Genomic DNA, 21,429 nt, shown 5'->3' with positions numbered 1-21,429 from the left:
TGTTCGGCCCTCTCCGACGCACGCAGAATCTCCGCCATGACTCACTCGGGGAACGTCGATCAGGACGACATAGTGCGGGCGCGGAATGTGCTGCTCGCTTCCGGACGCCGCACTCCGCGCGAGGAAGTCGATGCCTACCGAGTACTCGCCCACGTCAGCCCCGCCGCCTACCTGCCCCTGCTGGCCAAGGCCCTGCAGCGCCGGAGCTACGACACCGGCGCCGGCCGACCCCACGTAGCGTGTCTCGCGCTGCGCGAGGAGGCGGTGGCCGCGGCACGGGCCATCGATCCGACCGAACCCGCCCGTGCCGACGTTCTGTACGAAGCGCTCGACTCCTGCCAGAGAGAGCTGTACGCCCAGGGCCGACGCTCCGAAGGTCTGGCCCTGCGCGCCGAGATGGTCGCCGTCGGCCGTGCGCAGGCGAAACTGACCGGAGACCCAAGGGTTCGCGGGCTGCCTGTATGGGCTGCGGCTCTCTCTGAGGAAGGCCGCTTCGCCGAGGCTGCCGACGCGCTGACCGAGTGGGTCGGGGCGCTCCTGCCCCACGGTCCCAACAGCGGGAGTCTCGCCTGGTCACTCCTGGAATGGATCGCCGCTCTGGATGCCGCAGGCCGGTCCGGCGAAGCACTCGACGCCTTCGCCACACTCGTCGACATGGAAGCGGCCGAGGCCGCGAACGACCGCGGCCCGATGGCCTGCCACCTCTACTCGCTGATCGGCTACGCGCACCTGCTCGACACATGCGGCCGAGGCGAACAGGCCACCGCCGTACGGCAAGAAGCGCTCGCCTTGCTGACGGAATTGGCCGCCACGGGTGAGCGCAGGTCCTGGAGCGGTTATCAAACATCCTTCTGGGCGGTGCTGCTGCCCTTCTCCGGCGCCGACAGCGAGCGGCAGCCGTCCGGTGAACCGCGCTTCCCTTCGGGGTCAACGCCCATGGTGTGGACTCCCGATGTCAAGCAGAGCTACTTCGACAGCCGGATCACTCTGCGCGAAAGGGTGGACAGCCTTGCCCTGCGAGCCGCTGAAGACCCGGATCAACAGTTGGCCGAACTGGTGCGGCTCCACCGAGTCCTCACCGTCCGCTCCGCTGTCTACTGGCAGCAGCGCACCCATCTGTTCGCGGAGCGAGTGCGCCCGCTGTTCGACGAAGGAGTGAGCCTGGCCTACCAGTTGTCCCTGCAGGACCCGGCAAACGGTCCCCGCACACTGGCCGAGATCCTGATCGACCGATCGACCTTCCACACCGCGGCCCGCGAGTTCGGGCCCGCCCTCGACGACTTCCGCCAAGCGCTGAGCCACCTGGGTGAGGCGACATAGCGCAACGGGCGGGAGGTCACTCGACAGACAGGTCCGGCCGGATGATCGTCACCGGGCACGGAGCGTGGTGCGCCACCTGCTGACTCACCGAACCGAGCAGGGCCCGGCGGAAGCCTCCGTGGCCACGACCGCCCACGACCAGCATCTCGGCGCCCTCGGCCGCATCCACCAGTACCTCGGCCGCGTTACCACGCACCAGCCGTTCGTGCACCAGGTTCGCGCCGCCCTCGCCGAGGACGGCGCGAACCTCCTCGACCAGACCCCGCTCGGCCTGGCCCTCGTCGAAGTCGGTGTCCACCGCCGGGGCCGACCATGACGCCATACCGGGTACCTCCCACGCCGAGACCGCCTCCACCCTCCCGCCCACAAGGCCCGCGTACCGTACCGCCCAGCGCAGCGCGGCCTGCGAAGAGGGCGAACCGTCGACGCCCACCACGATCCTCGGCACCCTGTCCATCGCGTTCACCCTTCCGACGCCCGTACCACCACAGTCTCCGAAACCCCTACACACCGCCACGCGAGGACAGCAGTGTGCGGCGGCCCCCGGGACCGCCGCTCCGAACGTCGAACAGCGCGCGCCCGCTCTACCCGACCTCGGCAGTGACCACCATGGGCGTATGGGCATCGGCCTGTGCGAGCAGGGCACCTCCCGGGGCCCACAGTGCGGAGCGGCCACAACCGGTCCACTCACCGGCCGGGCCGACATGGTTGGCCACGACCACATACAGGCCGAAGCGCTCGGCGATGCCCGGATACACCGCCGCCAGCTCTTCCGCCCCGCCGCCCGTGCCGTATAGCGAGCTGGCGAGATGCACCTGGCACTCATCAGTGGCGCCTCGGGAGACCAGATCGGAGAAGTGGTTGTCGAAGCACGTGGCCAGCGCGAAGCGAAGTCCTCCGAGCTCGAACCGTCCGTCGCTCCGGCCGGCCGCGAACACGTCCTGCTCGTGCTGGAACAACCGCTGCTTGCGGTACGTGGTGATCAGTTCGCCATCGGCCCCGAAGACCAATGTCTCGATGGCGGGCCGCTCCCCATCGGTGGGCGCAACACAGTTGACGACTCCGGCGACACCGGACGCCCGGATCGCATCCAAGCGCGGGTCGTCCGCCCGCACCCACAGATCACGACAGGTACGCACGGCGTCGAGCTCGTACCCGGTCAGCGCGAGCTCGGGGAACACCACCAGCTCGGCCCCCTGCACGCGCGCCTCGTCGACGAGGGCAGCCATCTGCCGCACGTTCGCCGCAATGTCCGCAGCAACACACGTGAACTGCGCTGTCGCGATCTTCATGGACCTCAGCCTCCCAGCCGGCACACAGACGCCGTCTCGCACCACCCTCAGTTGTGCGGATTGTGCAATACCGTGTCCGCCGCCCCGGCCGGACGTGCTGCAATGCTGACGAATTTCCGAAGATGTACGGGACTGGAGGTCGGGGGTGGGCGGGAGATCGCCTCAGCGGCTCCGCATCGAGGTGCTCGGGCCGATGCGGGCCTGGCGGGGCGAGACACCCCTGGACCTGGGGCCCGCCAAACGGCAGGCAGTGCTCGCCGCGTTGTTGCTCCGCCACGGAGCCATGGTGAGTCATGAACGGCTGCTCGACGCAGTGTGGGGGGCCGATCCTCCCGCCACCGGTCACAAGGTGCTGGCCAGTCACGTCAATCCGCTGCGCAGAGCACTCGACACCGCAGGCACCCGGCCCGCGGAGTCGGTGATCCTCAGCGGCAAAGGCTGGTACCGCTGCGCGGCCGACCACGTCCGTCTCGACGTGGCGGACCTGGCCGAACGGGGTGACGAGGCGCTGCGTGCCAAGGCATCGGGCGATCTACCCACCGCCGCACACCAGTTGTCGGCGGCGCTCACGCTTTTCCAGGGCGAGCCCTTGGCCAATCTGCCCGGCCCCTTCGCGCAGGCCGAGCGCCGACGTCTGCTGGAACGGCGGCGGACGCTGCGGCTGGCCCGGCTCGAATGCCTGGTTCTGCTCGGCCGGTTCGGTGACGCCCTGGACGACCTGGCCTGCCTGCCCGAGTCCGATCAGTTCGACGAGTCGCTGATGGCCTTGCGGATGCGTGCTCTGTACAGCTGCGAGCGCCAGGCGGAGGCGCTGAAGGCGTACGAGGACTTGCGTGTACGGCTGCGCGACGAGCTCGGCGTCGATCCCGGTGAGGAGCTCAGCCGGATCCATGACGCCGTGCTGCGGCAGGACAGCGGCCATCTTCTGGGTCCCGCGGCGGGCCGGGCCACCGCGCCGGACCGGTCGCGGCTCCGCCCCGCCGTCAATCAGCTGCCGGCCGACACCGGGCAGCTCGTCGGGCGGGAGGAGGAACTCGCGCTCCTCATGGCGCCCTGTGAGCCCGACTCCGTATCCGTCGTGGCGGTGGACGGTCCGGCAGGGGTCGGCAAGACCGCGCTCGTCGTACGCGCGGCTCAGCACATCCGCGACCGCTACCCGGACGGCTGCCTGTTCGTGGACCTGCACGCGCACAGCACAGCGCGTCAGAAACTCTCGCCGCAGCGAGTGCTGAGGCGATTGCTGCGCTCCATCGGCGCGGACGACCGCGAGGTGCCGAACGACCTCGACGAACTCATGACTCACTGGCGCACGGCGACCAGCTCCCTGCGGCTTCTTCTCGTACTCGACGATGCTCTGGGCACACGGCAGATTCAACCGCTGCTGCCGTCCGGGCCGGGCAGCAGCGTGATCGTGGTCAGTCGCCGGCGCCTGCCCGCGCTGGATGCCGATCTGCGGGTCACCCTGGACACTCTGGGCACCGGCAACGCGACCCGCCTGATCCGGCACATCGTCGGGCCGGAGCGCACCGACCGGGAGCCCGAGGCGGCACGTGAGTTGGTCCGGATGTGCGACGGGCTGCCGCTGGCACTGCGCATCGCCGGTACGCGGCTGCAGACCCGCCCGGCCTGGACTTTGGCGTACCTCGTGGAACGCATGACGGACGACGCGCATCGGCTGGGCGAACTGAGCGCCGGGGACCGCAGCGTGGAGGCGGCCTTCCGCCTGTCCTACGACCAGCTCTCACCCACGCAGCAGCAGGGGTTCCGCACCCTGGGCCTGGCACCGACGGTCGAGTTCGACGTGCGGACACCGGCGGCGATGCTCGGCTGGTCGCCGCAGGATGCCGAACTGGTCCTGGAGAGTCTGGTGGACACGAGTCTGCTGCAGCAGCCTCGTCCGGGCCGCTACCGGATGCACGACCTGGTGCGCGTGCATGCGCGGCGGCTGGCGGAAGCCGCACCCGCCGAGACCGGCGCCGTACGCCGGGCTGCCCTCCGGCTCTATCTGGACGCCGCCCGGATCGCCAGCGCCTGGGGCGCCGGCGCCTTCCCCAATGGCCCGCAACCCGCCGGAGCCCCCTTCACACAGTGGAGGGACGCAACCCTCTGGCTCGACTCGGCCGGCGCGGAGCTCGTCGACGTCGTCGGACACGCCGCGGCGTTCGGCGAAACCGACCACGCATGCTGGATCGCCGAGGCACTGACCGGCCACCTTCTGGGCCGGGGTCGGTTTCACGAGTGCCAGACCGCCCTCGAGATCGCTCTCGCACAAGCGGACCGGGCCACCGACCGGCGTATGGACCTCTCCCTGCGCAACGCCCTCGGCCTCACTCTCATGCACCGGGCCCGTTTCCCGGAGGCGCTCGCCTGTCTCAACCAGGCGCTGGCACTCAGCCGTGAGCGCGAGGACGGCCGCGAAGAGGCCCGGGCCCTGGTCGGGCTGGGAGCCATGGCCGGTCTGGGAACCGCAGGGCCGAACACGGAACGAGGCAGACAAGGAGTCTCGTGGCTCGCCTCGGGACTGGAACTGGCTCAGCAGTGTGACGATCACTGGCTCGCCGCGATGGCATCCTTCGCCCTCGGGCTCGTCCACCACGCCCAGGGGCGCGATGAGGAAGCGCTGGCCTGCTTCCGCACCGCGTTCGTCCCCGGCATGGTCCTCGGCCACCCTCGCGCGATCAACAGGGCCCTCACGTCCACCCTGGACCTCTACCTCTACCTCGACCGCCCCGGGACCCAGGCCCTGCTCCGTCAGGTGGCCGGCCTCATCCAGGAAACCGGCGACGTCACTCTGCACACGCTCGCCCTGACCAGACTGGGTACGGCGGAGCACAGTGCAGGAAACCTGCGTGCCGCCGCGGCCGCCTACCAACAGGCCCTCTCGCAGCACCGGACTCTGGCACCACGAGACGATCCCGACCACGACCGCAGTGAGATGGACATCCGCTGCCGATTGGGCCGCTCCTATTGCGCGGCGGGCCGGATCGCGGAAGCGAGGGACCAGTTCCGCACCGCACTCGCGGTACCGGGCGCCGACAGGTACCCCAGAGAGCACGCTCAAGCGGTGGAAGGCCTCAGCCGCACCGATCTCCCCGAACCGTGACACGTTGCCGGCAGACACCGGATGCCGGGTCTCACGCGTCCGGCACCCAGCTCCCGTGGAACCCGAGCGGTACCCGGCCCGGAAGGTGGATACGGGCCAGGGGGCGGGCCGTGAAGTCCTGGGCGGAGAGGATCACCAGGTCGCCGGCTCCGCGGTCGGGGTTGTGCACGTAGGACAGGAGATAGCCGTCGTCCTCGTCCCGTGCTCCGTGGCGTGGTACGAACACCGGCTCTCCGGCCGCCGCGCCGCGCGGGAAGCGGTGCACCTGGCGGTTGCCGCGCAGCATGTCGTGCTTGACGAGGCAGTTGGTGAACTTGTCGTCCGGCGGCACCCCGTCGACCGTTTCGTAGGCGCGCCACATCTCCGCGGCGCTCGCCGCGTACGCGAAGCGGTGCCGCCGCGACACCAGGGACTCGTTGACGCGGGGGAACTCCTGCGGCAGGTCGTCGAGCCGGGTGCTGGTCACTCGGCCCGCACGCAGGTCGATGGTCCACCGGTCGAGTACGGGCGTGCCGGTCGTGGAGGGCCCGCCGTTGCCCCGGCCCGCGGCGTAGAACGGGGCGGGCATGGTGGTCAGCTCCATGACGACGGTGTCGCCCTGGTCGTACGCGTTGAGCGTGTGCGAATAGAACACCGGATCGATCTCGAACCAGCGCGTGGCGCCACCACTTCGGGGCATCACCCCCACCCGCATCGGGTGCTTCGGGTTCCACACATACGGCACGGGTGCGCCCGCCTCGGCAGCGGCCATGTCGAAGGTGATCGGGACGTCGACGATCACCACGTACTTCCCGCTCAGGGCGAAGTCGTGCATCATCGGCGCGCCCGCGACCGGGATCCTGGTGGTCCGCGCCACGCGGCCGGTCCCGTCGATCACGAGGTGCCGCACGTGGTCCCAGGTCGGGTAGTACGCCACCGCGTGCAGTTCGTCCGCCGCCGCGTCGTACTTGGTGTGCGCGGTGAACGCGCCCTCCAGCGTGGAGCGGAAGTCGTAGGGCCGCACCGTGTTCAGCTCGCCGTCCAGTTCGTACGGCAGCGGTCCGCTCTCCTGGAGGGCCAGGATGCGGCCCTTGTACGGGATGACATGTGTGTTGCACGCGAAGTCGTCGGGCGGCGCCTGGCCGGGGTACGGCTCACCCAGTTTCCGTGCCACCTGCGAGGAACGCACCCACCGGTTGCGGTACCACTCGGCGCGCCCGCCGCGCAGCCGTACCCCGTGCACCATGCCGTCGCCGAGCATCCAGTGGTGGGCCCGGGGATCCTCGACTCCCAGAGCGTTGGGGCCGGTCCGCAGGTAGCGGCCGTCCAGGTCGCGCGGCACCCGGCCGGTCACCTCGAGGCCGAACGCCGTGAGTTCCTCGGTGACCGGCGCGAACGCGCCCTCCAGGAACGGAGTCGAATCCCCGCCCCCGGCTCCGGCAGCCGTGCCGCGGACGGCGGCCTGTGCCTCGGTGGCGTGGTAGACGGGACCGTAGCCCCCGACGACGCTGCCGGCTGCCGCGATTGCCGCTCCCTGGAGGATCCTTCGGCGTGTGTGACCGCTCATCGCTCTTCCCCGTCCTTGACCGGTGCCCGGCGGGTCTTCGCCGGTGCTGGGAAAAAGCCTGCCGCGCGGCCGACGGAGAGTCAGGTGGCCTGGGCCCCGTGTGGGGGTGGTGCCGGCAACACCCCGCGCCCGGGTCGCTACCCGGGAACGTCAGCTGTGTCCCGGCCGGCGGGAACAGCACGCGTGTCAGAGCCCCCGGCGAGACGCAGTGCCGCGACGGCCGCCAGCCCTGCCGCGATGCCGAAGGTGAGTGCGGCCGGGACGCCGTTGCCGAGCGCCGAGAACCGGTGCACGGGCCCGTACACGCCGGCCGTGTCGTCGATCGCCATGTGCAGCACCTGGCTCGCCAGCAGCCCCAGTACGGTTGCGCAGACCGCGCCCGTCGCCATCGCCGGCACCGTGGCGCGCGTGAGCAGGCCGGGCAGCAGTCGCAGCGCCCACCACACCACGGCCAGCATCAGCACGTCGACGGTTCGGTACAGCAGCCAGTCCCCCAGTCCCGTGCTCGCGGGGCCCGTCCAGCCACCGAGCAGCAGCCACTGGCGCAGCAGGTCGCCGGGCTCGGACAGCATTCCTGCGCCGCTGAACGAGGTCTGGATCCAGGCCGCCACCGATTGGTACGAGAGGACCACCAGCGACAACGCGACCACCGCCGTCCCCACGCTCGCGGACAGGCGGGCGGCGCGCGGCGGCACACTGTGCCGGGGCAGCGGATCCTCACCCTTGGCGGTCACACGCGCCACGAGCACAGTGACCACGGCGGTCAACAACCCGGCGAACACCGTGACCGGGCCGCTCGACGCGATCACACTCGCCAGTGCCGGCAGGACCCGGTAGCTGCCGTGCCCCCTCGACGCGATCAGCCACGGTGCGGAGAGGGTCACTGCCAGCGTTCCGGCCACCGGGGCCCACGCCCACAGGGCGAGAAGCGTGGCGGGCGTACGGCCCCGCGTCGGCGGAATCCTGCGGACCAGGAGCAGCGCACCGGCCAGGAAGAGCACGAAGACCGCCACGAATCTGATCTGCATCGCGGTGCTGTACAGATCGGCGTACTGGGTCTCTCCGCCCATCACCGTGCTTCCACCGACAGGCCCGCCGGACATCAGCTCCGCCGCGGAGTCGTACGCCCAGGGTGTGAGCCAGCGTTCGAGCTCGATCACGGACTGGGGGTCGAACACGCTTGTGGTGCCGCGCAGTTGCAGTGCGTGCGTGCTCGCCCCCGCCCACCACAGCAACAGCGTGATCAGCAGACCTCCGACCAGTGCCGGTATCACCGCGCGCCGATATGTCATGTGTCGTCCCCCGCCTTGGCCCTGCAGCTGCATGTGCTGCGATCAGCGGAAGAATAAGGGGTGCCGATCTCGTCCGGCATGCGTCCCGCCGCACCGCTGCGGCGGGCGCCGCGACACCTCCCCAGCGTCAGCGGTTGCGGCAGGGGATGACGATGGGAGTGCCCGTGCGGGGATGGGCAAGGACCTCGACCGGCTGGCGGTACACGTCGCCGAGGAGCGTTGCGTCGTAGACCTCGGACGGAGTGCCGGTGGCGGCGACGCGGCCGTCGTGGAGCACGGCGGTGCGGTCGGCGTAGGCCGCGGCGAGGGTCAGGTCGTGGAGGACGACGACCACCGCGTCCCCGGCGGCCGCGCGCTCGCGGCACAGGCGCGGGACCAGTTCTTGGTGGCGCAGGTCGAGCGCGGCGAACTTCCCCTCCGCAGCACGCGTTACGGTGGACGACCTGATCGTTTGAGAAGTGACACGACGGCCACGCCGTCGTCGGGGGAAGTGAGCAACCATGGCCATGGTGGGGCTGTTCTGGATCGCCGAGGGCGACGTGTACGTGGGCGCGAAGCCGTCCGGTCTGGCTCCTGGAGTACGCCTGACCCCCGAGGGTGTGGTGGGCCTCGGCGACAGACAGTCCGGCCTCCATCTGTGGGAGGACGTGACCGCCCTGACGGTGACGGACATCCCGGTGAAGTCCCTGATGCGGCGGGTCGGCGTGGTCAAGGATCTGGCCCTGAGCGCGGTGACGGAGCTGGCGCTGCCCGTGAGCTCCGGCCGCCTCGACGACGCCCCGCCCCTGATGACCGTGCGCGTGGAATCAGCCGACGGCGCCAACGAGTTGGCGGCCTACGTCGCCGCGGCCGTCGGCTACCCCCAGCCCGAGGTCGACCTCTCCCTCACGCTGCTGTCCCGCCTCACGCAGGGCGCCGCGACGAGGGAGACGACGCTGGCGGCGATGTCGGCATGGGGCCGCACACGGGAGGGCGGATCGCCTCGGAGCTCACAGCGGGAGCAGTTGTTGCGGGAGTGGACGGCCTAGGGGGTCCGACTCGTACCGCACACAGTCACAGTCGGCCGGCCGGCCGGCCGGCCGCCGCGCCGACGTCGGCGTCCGGGCTGCTGATCCCTCTTCTGCGTAGCCACGCACCGGATACCGTTTCGACACAACCGGACCGGACGGCACGGCAGTCGCCCACCTGCTCGGGCACTCACACGGTCGCCCCCAACGCCGCACCCTCGCCCTGCGCGTGCTCGGTGAAACGGCCGATCGACTCGGCGACGACGATCGGCTTGTCGACGCCGTCCGCCTCGATGGTCATCTGCGTCACGACGTTGACCTGTCCGGGCTTCACCACGTCGACCGACAGGAAGGTCCCGCGCATCCGGATACGCGAGTTCACCGGCAGGGGATGAATGAAGCGAACCTTGTTGTAGCCGTAGTTGAGGCTGTGCGCGAAGCCGTCGAACGCCATCAGCTCCTCCATGAAGCGCGGACCGCGCGACAGGCTGTACAGGCCGTGCGCGATGGTCGATCCGAACGGGCTCTGCGCCGCACGCTCGGGATCGACGTGGATCCACTGGTGATCGCCGGTGAGGTCGGCGAAGGCGTCGATCCGTTCCTGTGTCACGGTGTGCCACTGGGTCGGGCCGATCTCCGTGCCGATCAGGTTCACCAGATCTTCGACGGTCGTCGGGCGCAGTTGTGCCGTGGTCTCGGTCATGACAGCTCCTGGAGTCCGGGGACGCCGACGACGGTATTCGAAGATGAATCCGGCTTCAATATCTGGACCGGATCACCTCACCGCTTGACGCCATCTGCCGCAGACGGCACGCTCAGTAGGACTTGAACCCGACGTCAATACCGACATGCTCACATACAGAGACTGACGAGACCGTGCCGCTCAGCGGTAGGGACAACCCTCAACGCCTCTCCCCCGAACCGCAGTTGCCCAACCACATGCCGAACGGCTCAACAGACACCTGGAGCACCCTTGAGGCAAGCCGTCGTCGTTTCGACCGCCCGCACCCCCATCGCCAAGGCCTACCGCGGCGCCTACAACGACACACAGCCGCAGGAGCTCACGGCCCATGCGCTCGCGGCCGCCGTCGAGCGTGCCGGCCTGGAGGGCGGTGAGATCGAGGACGTCGTCATCGGCGTCGCCGCGCAGCAGGGCGCCAGCGGCTTCAACCTGGCACGGCAGGCGATTCTGCGCGCCGGGATACCCGACTCCGTGCCCGGCATGACGATCGACCGGCAGTGCTCGTCGGGGCTCATGGCCATCGCCACGGCGGCGAAGCAGATCGTCCACGACGGCATGCAGATCGCCGTGGGCGGTGGCGCGGAGTCCATCTCGCTCGTGCAGAACGAACACGCCAACTCCTATCGTGCGCAGGACCCTTGGCTCACCGAGCACCGCCCGGACCTGTACTTTCCGATGCTGCGGACCGCCGAGATCGTCGCGGAGCGGTACGGGGTCAGCCGTGAGCGGCAGGACGCGTTCGCGCTGCTGTCCCAGACGCGGACGGCCGCCGCGCAGGAGGCGGGCCGGTTCGATGCCGAGACCGTGCCGCTGGTCACAACCAAGATCGTGCAGGACAAGGCGACCGGCGAGGTGCGCAGGGAGCAGGTCACGCTCACCGCGGACGAGGGCAATCGGCCCGGGACGACCCTTGACGGTCTCGGCACGTTGAAGGCGGTGTTGCCGGACGGCGCCGCGGGAGCCGTCTCGACGGTGACGGCGGGCAATTCGTCCCAGCTCTCGGACGGGGCGTCGGCATCGGTCCTGATGGAAGCCGCGGAGGCCGAGCGGCGCGGGCTCGAGCCACTCGGGGCGTACCGCGGTATGGCCGTGGCCGGATGCGGGCCCGACGAGATGGGCATCGGGCCCGTGTTCGCGATCCCCAAGCTCCTCAAGGAACACGGGCTTTCGGTCGACGACATCGGCCTGTGGGAGCTCAACGAGGCGTTCGCTTCGCAGGCGGTGCACTGCCGGGACGCGCTCGGCATCGATCCCGACCGGTGCAATGTCGACGGCGGCGCGATCGCGGTCGGCCATCCCTACGGCATGACCGGGGCTCGCCTGGTCGGCCACGCGCTCGTGGAGGGGCGGCGGCGCGGTGTCCGCCATGTGGTGATCACCATGTGCATCGGCGGCGGGATGGGGGCCGCCGGCCTCTTCGAGGTGCTCTGACGGGTCCGAGGAGGTCCGAGAGATTCTGAACGGCTCCGTTGCCCGTACCGCCTGTCACGGGCAACGGAGCCATCAGCACGTACGGACCACTGAGTGGCCGGCGCGATCGCGTGTGTCTACAGCGCGCCCTTCTCGGCGTCTCCCGCCGGGAGTGCGTCGAATACGGCGACATCCGCCGGTGCCTCCAACGCGTCCTTCAGGGCGCGTCCGATCCCGGCGAGCGCGGCGCCCTTGCCGTGGGTGTGGAGCGCTTCCTTGGACTCCCATTTCTCGACCATGACGAAGTGGCCGGTGGTGCCGCTCTTGCGGTGCAGGGCCCAGCGGGCGCACCCCGGCTCCGCGTGCACATCGGCGGCGGCCTCCCGCAGTGTCTTCTCGACGAGTTCCTCCTGGCCGGGCTTGGCGATCATGGTGGCGATGACGACGTACGACATGGGGTGGCTCTCCTTGAATCGGGCGATGGGTCGGCGGGGCGTGGCGCGGTGTCAGAGGCCGTGGTGGGTGGCCAGTGCCCAGGCGTGGTCGACCATCTGGTCGATGTAGGCGGTGCTGGGCGGGCCGCCCGCCGCGGCGTTGCGTGGCTCGTCGAGGGCGCGTCGCAGGACGCCTTCGCCGATGACCGCCACTTTCCACACGGCGAGTACGTGCCAGAAGGCCAGCTCCGGCCCGATGTCGCGGCCGCTCGACGCGGCATAGCTCTGGATGAGTTCGTCGCGTCGGGCGAAGCCGTCCAGTGCCGTGACGCCGAGGGCGGGGCGATCCGCCGGGACTTCGCCGGGCTCGGGCCAGTAGGCGAGCAGGGTTCCCAGGTCGGCCATCGGGTCGCCGAGCGTCGACAGCTCCCAGTCGAGCGCGGCGCGTACGGCGCCGGTGTCCGGCGAGCAGATCACGTTGCGCACGTGCAGGTCTCCGTGGACCAGGACGAGGTTCTGCCGCTCGGGGACGCGTCGGTGGAGCAGCTCGGTGAGCCGGTCGAGGGCGGGCAAATCGCGGGTGCGGCTCTGGTCCCATTGCCGGGACCATCGCTTCAACTGCCTTTCGGCGTAAGGCCGGTGACTGGCGAGGTCGTGCAGGCCGGTCTTCTCCAGGTCCACCGCGTGGATCGCGGCGAGGGTGCGTGTCAGCGACGGCCCCAGGCCCGCACGTACCGAAGTGGGCAGAGCCTCGGCCACGTCCAGGCCGTCGAGCACGATCCCGTCGACGTGCTCCATCACCAGGTGGTGCACGCCGTCGTCGTCATACAGGCCGACCACGGCGGGTACGGGGACCTGGGTGCCGGTGAGTGCCGCCAGGATGCGGTGTTCGCGCCCGATGTCGTGGGCGGTGGGAAGCAGGTTGCCGAGCGGCGGACGGCGGACCACCCAGCAGTGGCCGTCGGCGTCGTCGACGCGGTAGGTGAGGTTGCTCTGGCCGAGGCCGATGCGCCGGGCGGTGAGCGGACCGGTCACGTGCTCGCCCCGCTCGCCCAGCCATCGGGCGAGCGCGCCGAGACCGGTGCCCGCCGGCGCCCCGGTGCGGGCGTCGACGGACTTCATACGGCGCCCGGGCCGCGGGACAGCTCGAACACGAATCCTCCAACGGTCATGTCTTTTACGGTGTCACCGACGGCCGCCCGGCGCGAGGTCCACGCGAGTTCCGCCGTCGTCAGGCACGGGCGGTGCACACCGTCGATGGGCCGCGCCAGGTCACTTCACCGCGTCCTGGTAGCGCCGCATGCCGCGCAGCCACCGGTCGTAGTCGCTGCCCTTGCGGCGGTAGAAGTCGAGTACCTGCGGGTGCGGCAGGACGAGGAACCGTTCGTCCCCGACCGCCTCCATCACGTGGTCGGCGACGTCGAGCGGCCGCAGCAGCTCGCCGGAGTCCAGCACGGCGCGTGCCGCCGCGCGTTCGACCGGGTCCTCCGACCGGGCGCCGGACATGAGCAGTTCGGTCTCGACTCCTTGCGGGCACAGGCAGCTCACCCGCACCCCGCTGTCCCCGTACGTCACCGAGAGCCACTCGGCGAACGCCACCGCGCCGTGCTTGCTGACGGCGTACGTCGCCGAGCCGATCTGCGTGAGCAGCCCGGCGGCCGAGGCCGTACTGAAGAAGTAGCCGGCGCCGCGCTCGACCCAGCGTGGCACCAGCAGCTTCGCGGCACGCACGTGCGCCATCACATTGACGTCGAGCGACCGGCTCCACTCCTCCTCGCTCGCGTCGAGCCCCGCGCCACCGCCGACCCCGGCGTTCGCGAAGTACAGGTCGACCGGTCCGAACCGCTCCTCGGCCGCCTCGACGATCCCCTCCAGATCCGCCGTCGACGCGGCATCGCCCGCCACTCCCCCGACCCGCTCGCCGTGCGAAGCGGCCAGCAGCTTGACCGTCGCCTCCAGGCGACCGGCGTCGAGGTCCGTCAGCAGGACGCCTTGAGCGTCGTGTTCCAGGAGGCGCTGGGCGATGGCGGCGCCGATGCCGCCCGCCGCTCCCGTGACGATCGCGACTTTCCCGTTGATCTGCACGAACTCTCCTGTTCAGTTGCTCGACCGGCTCTCCTCAGGCCCCTGCACCGTAAATGAATCCGGCGTCAACTTCAATGGCTCGCGCCACGGAGGGCCGACCCGCGGAGTGCCCGTCAGCCCTTCAGTCGCGCTGCGGCCCATGGCATCAACTCCGTTGCCAGGGACCGGCTCCAGGGCCGCACCAGGTCACGCAGCTCGGCGCAGCCGTCCTGCCCCAGGGCGGTGTAGGGCGCCGCGGCAAGCCGGTCCGTGGCCTCCTCCACGGCCGATCGCCACTCCTTCCCCTCGGCGGTGAAGGCCAGCTCGGGCCCGCTCGCGAGCCACCCCCGCGTACGCAGCCCCTCGACCGCCGCGGTCCAATCATCCGGGGACCAGGCGCGCGTCGTCCGCAGGGCCTCGGCCCCCACCGGCCCAGCCGCCGCATGGGCGACCAGCGCCTCGATGCCGCTCACCCCGGCGTCCAGGAGCACCGCCACATGGCCGTCTCCCCGGAATTCACGCAGCAGCGTCTGGGCATGCCACAGCACCAGATGCGGCTCGTCGGGCCAGGGCAGTGCGGCGTGCGCGGCGAACAGGGGCCGGCCGTGCAGGTATGCGGGCGTGGATTCCGCGGCTCGCCTGCCGAGTTCCGCCGCCCGCCGCAGCTCTTCCGACGCGAGAACCCCGGCCCCGAGGATCCTGCGCAGAGTCGCGTCGATGCCGGCCAGCCGTGCGGCGAGGAATTCCTCGGGCGGAGCGGTGCGCCAGGCGGCGGGGAGCGCCGCCCGTACGGCCTTCGGGTTGAAGTTGTAGAAGGTGGCGATCACGACTTCCGGTGCGACCGGGCCCAGGGCCGCCGCACGGGAGGCGAAGTATCCGGGCCCGCTCTCCACTCCCAGAGCCGCGTAGGCGGCGTGCGCCTCGGGCGAGAAGTAGACCGCGCCGTGGTACGGCTCGAGCGTCTGCCAGGTCTCGCGGGCGTAGGCAGGTGCGTGTGTCGTCGTCATGCGTGTGTCCCGTCACTGGTTCGAGGTGTTCCAGGGGGCGCGGTTGCTCAGTCCCGCCGTGTCGGCTCGGCCGCGTCCGCCGTGCCCGCGTCCGCCTTCAGCAGGGCCGGATCGATCGCGCGCTTGAGGATCTTCCCGGTCGCTCCCTTCGGCAGCTCGTCCACGACGGCGACCAGATGGGGCACCTTGTAGGCGGAGAGGCGTTCCTTGGCCCAGGCGCGCAGTTCGGTCACGCCGAGGCGGGCACCGGGCCGTACCGCGATGACCGCCGCGACCTCTTCGCCGTAGAACTCGTCGGGGACTCCTATGACGGCCGCTTCGACGATGTCGGGGTGTTCGTACAGGACCTCTTCGACCTCGCGCGGATAGACGTTGTAGCCGCCGCGGATGACGAGATCCTTCTTGCGGTCGACGATGCGCAGGTCCCCGTCGTCGTCCGTGGCGCCGAGGTCGCCGGTGCGCAGCCATCCGTCGCGCAGGGCCTCGGCGGTGGCATCGGGCCGGTTCCAGTAGCCCTTCATCACGACGGGGCCCTTGATGTGTACTTCGCCGACCTGGCCGGGTGGCAGTTCCTGACCGTCGTCGTCCCGTACGGAGATGGCGCAGCCGGGCAGGGCCCGTCCCACGTGTCCTGGCTTCGCCGGGCGGCCCGCGAGGTGGCAGGTGGCGGCGCCGGTGGTCTCGGTCAGGCCGTACCCCTCGACGATGGCGCAGCCGAACCGCTCCTCGAACGCGCGCATCACCTCCACCGGCAGTGAGGCGCCGCCGGAGGACGCGAGGCGCAGGCCTGTGAAGTCGGCGTCCGTGTCGTCGGCGGTGCGCAGGAGGGCGTTCCACATGGTGGGTACGCCCGCGATGAAGGTGGGCCGGTCGCGGCGGATCACGGCCAGCATGGTCGACGGGTGGAAGCGTTCGAGGAGGGTGAGGCTGCCGCCGGCGCGCATCGTGGTGGCCATGACGCACGCCTGGCCGAAAACGTGGAACAGGGGCAGGCCCGTCACGGCGCAGTCGTCGGCGGTGATGGCGTGCACGTCGCAGAAGACCGCCGCGCACGCGTTGAGATTGCCGTGGGTGAGCTGGGCACCCTTGGGCCTGCCTGTGGTGCCGGAGGTGTAGAGGAGAGCGGCTGTCTCGTCGTCCTGACAAGGGTGCGCGCCGAGGAGCGCGGAGGCCTCGGCCGGCCCCATGTCCGTGAGCCCGGGCAGCAACTCCCCGTACGGCAGGGACAGTTCGTCGGCTGCCTTCTTGGGTGCCGGGGTGATCGCGTGCCAGCCCAGCACGAGCGACACTTCGGCGTCGCCCGCTATGTACGCCAACTCCCGGTGCGGAGACATGGTGTTGGCGGTGACGGCGATGGCTCCGGCGGCGAGGATCCCGTAGTAGGCGAAGGCGAACTCGGGCACGGAGGGCGCGACGAGCAGGACTCTGTCGCCGGGGCCCACACCCTGCTCCCGCAGACGGCCCGCGACGGCGGCGGCGCGCTCGCGCAGCCGGCCGTAGGTCCATTCCTCGCCCTCCTCCCCACAAAGGGCGATGCGGTCGGGTGTGGACGAGGCGTGGTTCCACACTGGTGCGGCAGCGTTGGTCATGCGGGGCGACCTTCCGTGCTCACTTGGGGTCGAGGGGGCGGAATGCGGGCGCGCGGCCCTCCAGATAGCTGGTGACGCCCTCGGTGGCGTCGGGCCGGCGGAAGGCCTCCGGCATGAGCGCGTCCGCCGCGTCGGCGGCCGTGACGAAGTCGGTGTCGAGCGCTTGGAGCACCTGCCGCTTCATGATGCTCATCGATGTGGGTGAGGACCACGTGGCCAGTTCGGTGGCGTACTCGACCGCGGCGTCCAGGAGTTGGTCCGGCTCGACGACCTTGTTGACCAGACCCATTTCGTGGGCTTCCGTACCGCGCACCACCCGCCCGGAGAGCAGCAGGTCCATGGCCCGGCTCTGGCCGATGAGGCGCGGCAGCAGCCACGCGATGCCGTACTCGGCGATCAGGCCGCGGCGCGCGAACGCCGTCGTGAACTTGGCGTCGGGTGTGCTCAAGCGGATGTCGCAGTAGAGGGCCTCGACGAGGCCGAGCCCGGCCGCGGCCCCGTTGACCGCCGCGATGAGGGGCTTGCGCAGCGTCAGCGGGAACCACCGCGGGCGCTCCCTCTTCGGCATCGGGCCATCCATCGACTCCGCCGTCGCACCGGCCTGTTGCAGGTCGTCCATGTCGGCCCCCGCGCAGAAGCCGCGGCCCGCCCCGGTCAGGACGACCGCCCGCACTCCAGGATCCGCCTCGGCCTCGTCGAGCAGTGCGAAGTAGCGCGCTTCCAGCTCGTCGGTCCAGGCGTTGAGCCGGTCCGGGCGGTTGAGCGTCAGTACGAGCACGGGCCCACGCCGTTCCGGCAGAACCGTCGCCGACTGGGCTGTCTGGGTGCTTACGGTCACCGTCGTGGTCTCCTCTTCAGCCGGTCCTGACCCGCCTCATGTATATTTGAACCCAACGTCAAGTTCAACACCTACAACACGCCCCTTCCCGGCGTGAGTTCCTTGCGCCGGCGCGGCATGCGAACGACAGGAGCCCTGAGCACATGACGACACACATGCCGATCACCGACTGGGAGCGCGTCGCGGCACGGGATGTCACGACCAACGGCATCTCCCTGCGCGTCTTCGAGCACGGAGAGGGGAGGCCCGGCAGGCCCCCCGTGGTCCTGTGCCACGGCTTTCCCGAGCTGGCCTTCTCATGGCGGCACCAGGTCCTCGCGCTCGCCGAGGCGGGATATCGGGTCATGGTTCCCGACATGCGTGGATACGGCGGCAGCTCGCGCCCCGACGATGTCGACGCCTACGACATCCTGACGCTCTGCGCCGACCTGGCCGGGCTCCTCGACGACGTCGGCGCGGACGACGCCGTCTTCGTCGGGCACGACTGGGGCGCCTCCGTGGTGTGGAACATGGCCGTGATCCACCCCGAGCGGGTACGCGCCGTGGTCGGCATGAGCGTGCCGGCGACGCCCCGCGCCCCCGCCCCGCCGCTGCCCATCCTGCGCTCACGCAACGGCGACGACTTCTACATCGTGTGGTTCCAGGAGCCGGGCGTCGCCGACCGGGCACTGAGTCAGAACGTGCGCAGGACCCTCGTCACGAGGGAGATCTACTCGGCCACGTGGGCCGCGAAGCCCGACGAGCAGCTGCCGCCCCCGCGGTGGCTGGGGGACGAGGAACTCACCTACTACGTCAAGACGTTCGAGGAGACCGGCTTCACCGGCGGCCTCAACTACTACCGCAACCTCGATCGCAACTGGACGCTGACCGAGCACCTGGACGGCCACCTCATCACACAGCCGTCGCTGTTCGTCACCGGGTCGAAGGACCCCGTGGGGAAGTTCATGCCCGCGCACGGACTCGACCGGGTACTCACCGACCTCCGCGGACACGTCGTCCTGGACGGCGCCGGCCACTGGATCCAGCAGGAGCGACCCGAGGAAGTGAACGCCGCGCTTCTCGAGTTCCTCTCCACTCTCGGCTGATAACATCCGCTGCCACCGGTGAAGTACGTGATCGAACAAGAGTGGATGGACCTCAGTGGCTGCCCAGGCCCCGGCCGCAGACGGCGGCCAGAAACAACCCATCACGCCACGCAGCGCGCGCGGTGTCAGGACGCGTAACGCGCTGATCACCGCCGCCCGCGAGGTGTTCGAACGCGACGGATACCTGGACGCCCGGATCACGGACATCTCCAAGGCGGCCCACGTCGCCTCCGGGTCCTTCTACACGTACTTCAACAGCAAGGAAGAGATCTTCCAGGCGCTCGTCGAGCAGGTGCAGGAGGAGATGCTCCATCCGCACCTGCGCGAGCGCACCGGGATCACCGACACCCGGCAGCTCATCGACGCGTCGAACCGCGAGTACCTGCGCGCGTACAAGAAGAACGCGCGCCTCATGGCACTGTTCGAGCAAGTGGCCCAGATCGACGAGAAGTTCATGGCGCTGCGCATCGAGCGCGGCAACGCCTTCGCGCGCCGCAACGCCAAGCTCATCCAGGCGCTGCAGGAGAACGGCGAAGCCGACACGAGCCTGGATCCCCTGGTCACGGCGCACGCCCTGTCCGTCATGGTGAGCCGCATGGCCTACATGGTGTTCGTGATGGGCCAGCGCATCCCCTACGAGCGGCTCGTCACGACACTCAACAAGATCTGGGAGAACGGCCTCCAGCTCACGGCCCCCGACCCGGAGCGCTGACCGCTCCGGGTCCGCCACCTGCGGGACAAGCCGGTCAGAGGAAAGACGCAAGTCCGTCGAGGAACCTGTCCACGTCATCGGCGGAGTTGTAGGGCGCCAGGCCCACTCGCAGAGCGGGGCTCTCCAGCTTCAGGGCGGTGAAGGTCTCGTAGGCGTAGAACGACCCGGCGGGGGCCAGGACGTCACGGGCCGCCAGATGAACCTGGGCGTCGCGGGCGTCGCGGCCTTCGATGGTCATCAGGAGGGTCGGGGTGCGGTCGGCCGCCTTCGAGTGCAGGGTGACGGCGTCGCCCAGAGCGCTCAGCCCCTCTTCCAGCCGCGTGCGCAGCGCCCGCTCGTGCTCGTGCAGGGAGGCCAGCGAATGGGCGAGCCACTCCCTGCGTGTGCCCCCTGCGCCCGGATCGAGCGCGGCGAGGAAGACCACGGCGGCGGTGGCGCCCGCCAGCACTTCGTAGGGCAGCGTGCCGAACTCGAAGCGCTCCGGCACCGTGTCGGGGGACGGCGCGAGCTTGTCGGGGTGGATGGTTTCGAGGAGTTCGGGCGCAGCCGCGAGCACGCCGCAGTGCGGTCCGAGGAACTTGTACGGGGAGCAGACGAACAGGTCCGCGCCCAGCGCGGGCACATCGACCAAGTGGTGGGCGGCGTAGTGCACCCCGTCCACGTACACCAGGGCGCCGACCTCGTGCGCCCGGTCGGCGATGTGGCGCAGGGGCGGCTTGGTGCCCAGTACGTTCGAGGCCGCCGTGACCGCGACCAGCCGCGTCCTGGGCGACAGCGCGCGCTCGAACGAGTCGAGGTCGAGCTCCGTGCTCCCTCCGTCGATCTCGATCCAGCGGACCGTCACTCCGGCGCGCTCGGCGGCCTGGACCCACGGGCGGACGTTGGAGTCGTGATCGAGGCGGCTGAGGACGATCTCGTCCCCCGCTTTCCAGCCCTTGGCGAGGTGACGGGAGAAGTCGTACGTGAGCTGGGTGGCGCTGCGCCCGTGGACGACACCCTCGGCGGGCACGTTCAGCAGGTCGGCGTAGGCGGCTCGGAAGTCCGATACGGCGCGCTCGGCGTTGAGCTCGGAGCGGCTCACCACTCCCCGGTTGGAGAGAGGGCCGGTCAGTGTCTCGGCTATGGCATCGGCTACGGGGCGGGGTGTCTGCGTACCACCCGGACCGTCGAAGAAGGCAAGGCCGTGGCCCAGGGAGGGGAAGTGGGCCCGGAGAGCGTTCAGGTCGATGGCCATGGCCTCGGCTTTCTTGAGATGTTCGGGAGACGGAATGGGCATGGCGGACAGCTCGCACAGGTCGGCGGCCGCTCAGGTTGAGGCGCGTCCATCCGCTGGTCGAGTCGACTCTGACACCGTTGAGCAGCACACGTAAAGCGGTTGAGGACGGGTGCGACGGGCCGGCCCGTCGCACCCGTGCAGCACGATCCACCTGATGTGCGGGGCCGGTCGCCAGTCGGGCGCGACGGCGGGCCGAGCGGCAGTCCGCGCGGAACAACGCCAGTGGCGGAGGCGACCGCATCGTGCGGCCCACCTCCGAATCCACCGACGCGCGGCTACGCGCAAGCAACTGCCTTGGGCGATGAGGGCTCACGCCTCACGTGTGACCGGGGCCGCCGCTGCCGAACCCTCCGCTCGATCCCGGAGCCCATGTCGCGGGCTTCTGATTTCTGCTGCGCTTGCCGCCGCCATGGTGGAGTTCGTGCGGCAAGAGGCGCTCACTCTCGTCCTTGGCCAAGGGGAGCTCATCCGGCTCCCGCATCTCCCGGATCTCGTGGACCGCGCCGCCTGCCGGAAGGCGGGGCTGCTCATCGGGCCGGGGTGGCCTGAGCTCCAGCCTGCGCACCCGCATGCCGATCTGGACGGCCCATATCAGCGATCCCGCAACGAAGAGGCCGCCGATGAAAGCGGCGACGGCGGCGACCACCGTGTTCGCCGCGGCTATTTCGAGGTAAGCCGAGTTCATGATCGCCGAGCACCCCCTGCTCCTGAC

General features: G+C 70.2%; 19 protein-coding genes and 1 pseudogene. 6 read left to right on the top strand and 14 right to left on the bottom strand.

Features of this window, described 5'->3' with window-relative positions; genetic code table 11:
• Positions 1-36: 36 nt before the first annotated feature.
• Complete coding sequence (locus LGI35_RS41935) at positions 37-1,320, top strand: hypothetical protein (RefSeq protein ID WP_227299673.1); 1,284 nt, start codon at positions 37-39, stop codon at positions 1,318-1,320.
• A gap of 16 nt (positions 1,321-1,336) precedes the next feature.
• Here LGI35_RS41935 and LGI35_RS41930 read toward each other — a convergent pair whose 3' ends face one another.
• The gene (locus LGI35_RS41930) at positions 1,337-1,777 is read right to left on the bottom strand and encodes a universal stress protein (RefSeq protein WP_227299672.1); all 441 of its coding nucleotides are present in this window, start codon (positions 1,775-1,777) and stop codon (positions 1,337-1,339) included.
• Positions 1,778-1,904: 127 nt separating this feature from the next.
• Positions 1,905-2,612: a carbon-nitrogen hydrolase family protein gene (locus LGI35_RS41925; protein WP_227299671.1), complete on the bottom strand. Its 708-nt coding sequence runs from the start codon at positions 2,610-2,612 to the stop codon at positions 1,905-1,907.
• A 145-nt stretch (positions 2,613-2,757) separates the two neighbouring features.
• Between LGI35_RS41925 and LGI35_RS41920 the strand changes: the two genes are divergently transcribed.
• Positions 2,758-5,715, top strand: a complete 2,958-nt coding sequence (locus tag LGI35_RS41920; RefSeq protein ID WP_227299670.1) for an AfsR/SARP family transcriptional regulator — start codon at positions 2,758-2,760, stop codon at positions 5,713-5,715.
• Between the two features lie 31 nt (positions 5,716-5,746).
• On the opposite strand, the gene LGI35_RS41915 is transcribed toward LGI35_RS41920, so the two are convergent.
• The 3 genes and pseudogenes from LGI35_RS41915 to LGI35_RS41905 form a co-directional block, all read right to left on the bottom strand.
• The gene (locus LGI35_RS41915) at positions 5,747-7,261 is read right to left on the bottom strand and encodes a carotenoid oxygenase family protein (RefSeq protein WP_227299669.1); all 1,515 of its coding nucleotides are present in this window, start codon (positions 7,259-7,261) and stop codon (positions 5,747-5,749) included.
• Positions 7,262-7,398: 137 nt separating this feature from the next.
• Complete coding sequence (locus LGI35_RS41910; protein ID WP_227299668.1) at positions 7,399-8,553, bottom strand: hypothetical protein; 1,155 nt, start codon at positions 8,551-8,553, stop codon at positions 7,399-7,401.
• 127 nt (positions 8,554-8,680) lie between these two features.
• Positions 8,681-8,959, bottom strand: a pseudogene (locus LGI35_RS41905) (hemin ABC transporter ATP-binding protein); the annotation flags it as partial.
• 94 nt (positions 8,960-9,053) lie between these two features.
• On the opposite strand from LGI35_RS41905, the gene LGI35_RS41900 reads away from it, so the two are divergent.
• Positions 9,054-9,581, top strand: coding sequence for a hypothetical protein (locus LGI35_RS41900; protein WP_227299667.1), 528 nt, complete (start codon positions 9,054-9,056; stop codon positions 9,579-9,581).
• A gap of 169 nt (positions 9,582-9,750) precedes the next feature.
• Here LGI35_RS41900 and LGI35_RS41895 read toward each other — a convergent pair whose 3' ends face one another.
• Positions 9,751-10,263, bottom strand: coding sequence for a MaoC family dehydratase (locus LGI35_RS41895; protein WP_227299666.1), 513 nt, complete (start codon positions 10,261-10,263; stop codon positions 9,751-9,753).
• Between the two features lie 270 nt (positions 10,264-10,533).
• Here LGI35_RS41895 and LGI35_RS41890 point away from each other — a divergent pair, with 270 nt between their 5' ends.
• Complete coding sequence (locus LGI35_RS41890; protein WP_227299665.1) at positions 10,534-11,733, top strand: acetyl-CoA C-acyltransferase; 1,200 nt, start codon at positions 10,534-10,536, stop codon at positions 11,731-11,733.
• Between the two features lie 116 nt (positions 11,734-11,849).
• On the opposite strand, the gene LGI35_RS41885 is transcribed toward LGI35_RS41890, so the two are convergent.
• The 6 genes from LGI35_RS41885 to LGI35_RS41860 form a co-directional block, all read right to left on the bottom strand.
• The gene (locus LGI35_RS41885; protein ID WP_227299664.1) at positions 11,850-12,167 is read right to left on the bottom strand and encodes a putative quinol monooxygenase; all 318 of its coding nucleotides are present in this window, start codon (positions 12,165-12,167) and stop codon (positions 11,850-11,852) included.
• Between the two features lie 51 nt (positions 12,168-12,218).
• Complete coding sequence (locus tag LGI35_RS41880; RefSeq protein WP_227299663.1) at positions 12,219-13,268, bottom strand: phosphotransferase family protein; 1,050 nt, start codon at positions 13,266-13,268, stop codon at positions 12,219-12,221.
• 150 nt (positions 13,269-13,418) lie between these two features.
• Entirely contained in the window at positions 13,419-14,231 is an 813-nt protein-coding gene (locus LGI35_RS41875) for an SDR family oxidoreductase (protein WP_227299662.1), read from the bottom strand.
• Between the two features lie 113 nt (positions 14,232-14,344).
• Complete coding sequence (locus LGI35_RS41870) at positions 14,345-15,217, bottom strand: SCO6745 family protein (protein WP_227299661.1); 873 nt, start codon at positions 15,215-15,217, stop codon at positions 14,345-14,347.
• A 47-nt stretch (positions 15,218-15,264) separates the two neighbouring features.
• A complete protein-coding gene (locus LGI35_RS41865; protein WP_227299660.1) occupies positions 15,265-16,806 on the bottom strand; it encodes a long-chain-fatty-acid--CoA ligase in 1,542 nt (513 codons plus the stop codon).
• Between the two features lie 19 nt (positions 16,807-16,825).
• On the bottom strand, positions 16,826-17,644 hold the full coding sequence (locus LGI35_RS41860) for an enoyl-CoA hydratase-related protein (RefSeq protein WP_227299659.1): 819 nt from the start codon (positions 17,642-17,644) through the stop codon (positions 16,826-16,828).
• A gap of 143 nt (positions 17,645-17,787) precedes the next feature.
• Between LGI35_RS41860 and LGI35_RS41855 the strand changes: the two genes are divergently transcribed.
• Both LGI35_RS41855 and LGI35_RS41850 read left to right on the top strand, forming a co-directional pair.
• Entirely contained in the window at positions 17,788-18,729 is a 942-nt protein-coding gene (locus LGI35_RS41855; RefSeq protein WP_227299658.1) for an alpha/beta fold hydrolase, read from the top strand.
• Positions 18,730-18,784: 55 nt separating this feature from the next.
• Positions 18,785-19,441 carry a TetR/AcrR family transcriptional regulator gene (locus LGI35_RS41850; protein WP_227299657.1) on the top strand — a complete coding sequence of 219 codons (657 nt, stop codon included), beginning with the start codon at positions 18,785-18,787 and terminating at the stop codon, positions 19,439-19,441.
• Positions 19,442-19,475: 34 nt separating this feature from the next.
• Here LGI35_RS41850 and LGI35_RS41845 read toward each other — a convergent pair whose 3' ends face one another.
• Both LGI35_RS41845 and LGI35_RS41840 read right to left on the bottom strand, forming a co-directional pair.
• A complete protein-coding gene (locus tag LGI35_RS41845) occupies positions 19,476-20,675 on the bottom strand; it encodes a cysteine desulfurase-like protein (RefSeq protein WP_227299656.1) in 1,200 nt (399 codons plus the stop codon).
• A gap of 358 nt (positions 20,676-21,033) precedes the next feature.
• Positions 21,034-21,402, bottom strand: a complete 369-nt coding sequence (locus tag LGI35_RS41840) for a DUF6479 family protein (RefSeq protein ID WP_227299655.1) — start codon at positions 21,400-21,402, stop codon at positions 21,034-21,036.
• Positions 21,403-21,429: the final 27 nt, after the last annotated feature.

Source organism: Streptomyces longhuiensis (assembly GCF_020616555.1).
In the GTDB taxonomy this organism is placed as follows: Bacteria; Actinomycetota; Actinomycetes; order Streptomycetales; family Streptomycetaceae; genus Streptomyces; species Streptomyces longhuiensis.
The sequence above is the reverse complement of the archived record's forward strand: the minus strand, read 5'-3'. Positions and strand labels throughout refer to the sequence as shown.

Bases quoted from the DNA above. Each gene is read 5' to 3' on its own strand.
- LGI35_RS41865 (WP_227299660.1), bottom strand. From the start codon at position 16,806: ATGACCAACGCTGCCGCACCAGTGTGGAACCACGCCTCGTCCACACCC.
- LGI35_RS41840 (WP_227299655.1), bottom strand. From the start codon at position 21,402: ATGAACTCGGCTTACCTCGAAATAGCCGCGGCGAACACGGTGGTCGCC.
- LGI35_RS41870 (WP_227299661.1), bottom strand. From the start codon at position 15,217: ATGACGACGACACACGCACCTGCCTACGCCCGCGAGACCTGGCAGACG.
- LGI35_RS41900 (WP_227299667.1), top strand. From the start codon at position 9,054: ATGGCCATGGTGGGGCTGTTCTGGATCGCCGAGGGCGACGTGTACGTG.
- LGI35_RS41895 (WP_227299666.1), bottom strand. From the start codon at position 10,263: ATGACCGAGACCACGGCACAACTGCGCCCGACGACCGTCGAAGATCTG.
- LGI35_RS41845 (WP_227299656.1), bottom strand. From the start codon at position 20,675: ATGGCCATCGACCTGAACGCTCTCCGGGCCCACTTCCCCTCCCTGGGC.
- LGI35_RS41855 (WP_227299658.1), top strand. From the start codon at position 17,788: ATGACGACACACATGCCGATCACCGACTGGGAGCGCGTCGCGGCACGG.
- LGI35_RS41885 (WP_227299664.1), bottom strand. From the start codon at position 12,167: ATGTCGTACGTCGTCATCGCCACCATGATCGCCAAGCCCGGCCAGGAG.
- LGI35_RS41880 (WP_227299663.1), bottom strand. From the start codon at position 13,268: ATGAAGTCCGTCGACGCCCGCACCGGGGCGCCGGCGGGCACCGGTCTC.
- LGI35_RS41910 (WP_227299668.1), bottom strand. From the start codon at position 8,553: ATGACATATCGGCGCGCGGTGATACCGGCACTGGTCGGAGGTCTGCTG.
- LGI35_RS41925 (WP_227299671.1), bottom strand. From the start codon at position 2,612: ATGAAGATCGCGACAGCGCAGTTCACGTGTGTTGCTGCGGACATTGCG.
- LGI35_RS41930 (WP_227299672.1), bottom strand. From the start codon at position 1,777: ATGGACAGGGTGCCGAGGATCGTGGTGGGCGTCGACGGTTCGCCCTCT.
- LGI35_RS41935 (WP_227299673.1), top strand. From the start codon at position 37: ATGACTCACTCGGGGAACGTCGATCAGGACGACATAGTGCGGGCGCGG.
- LGI35_RS41915 (WP_227299669.1), bottom strand. From the start codon at position 7,261: ATGAGCGGTCACACACGCCGAAGGATCCTCCAGGGAGCGGCAATCGCG.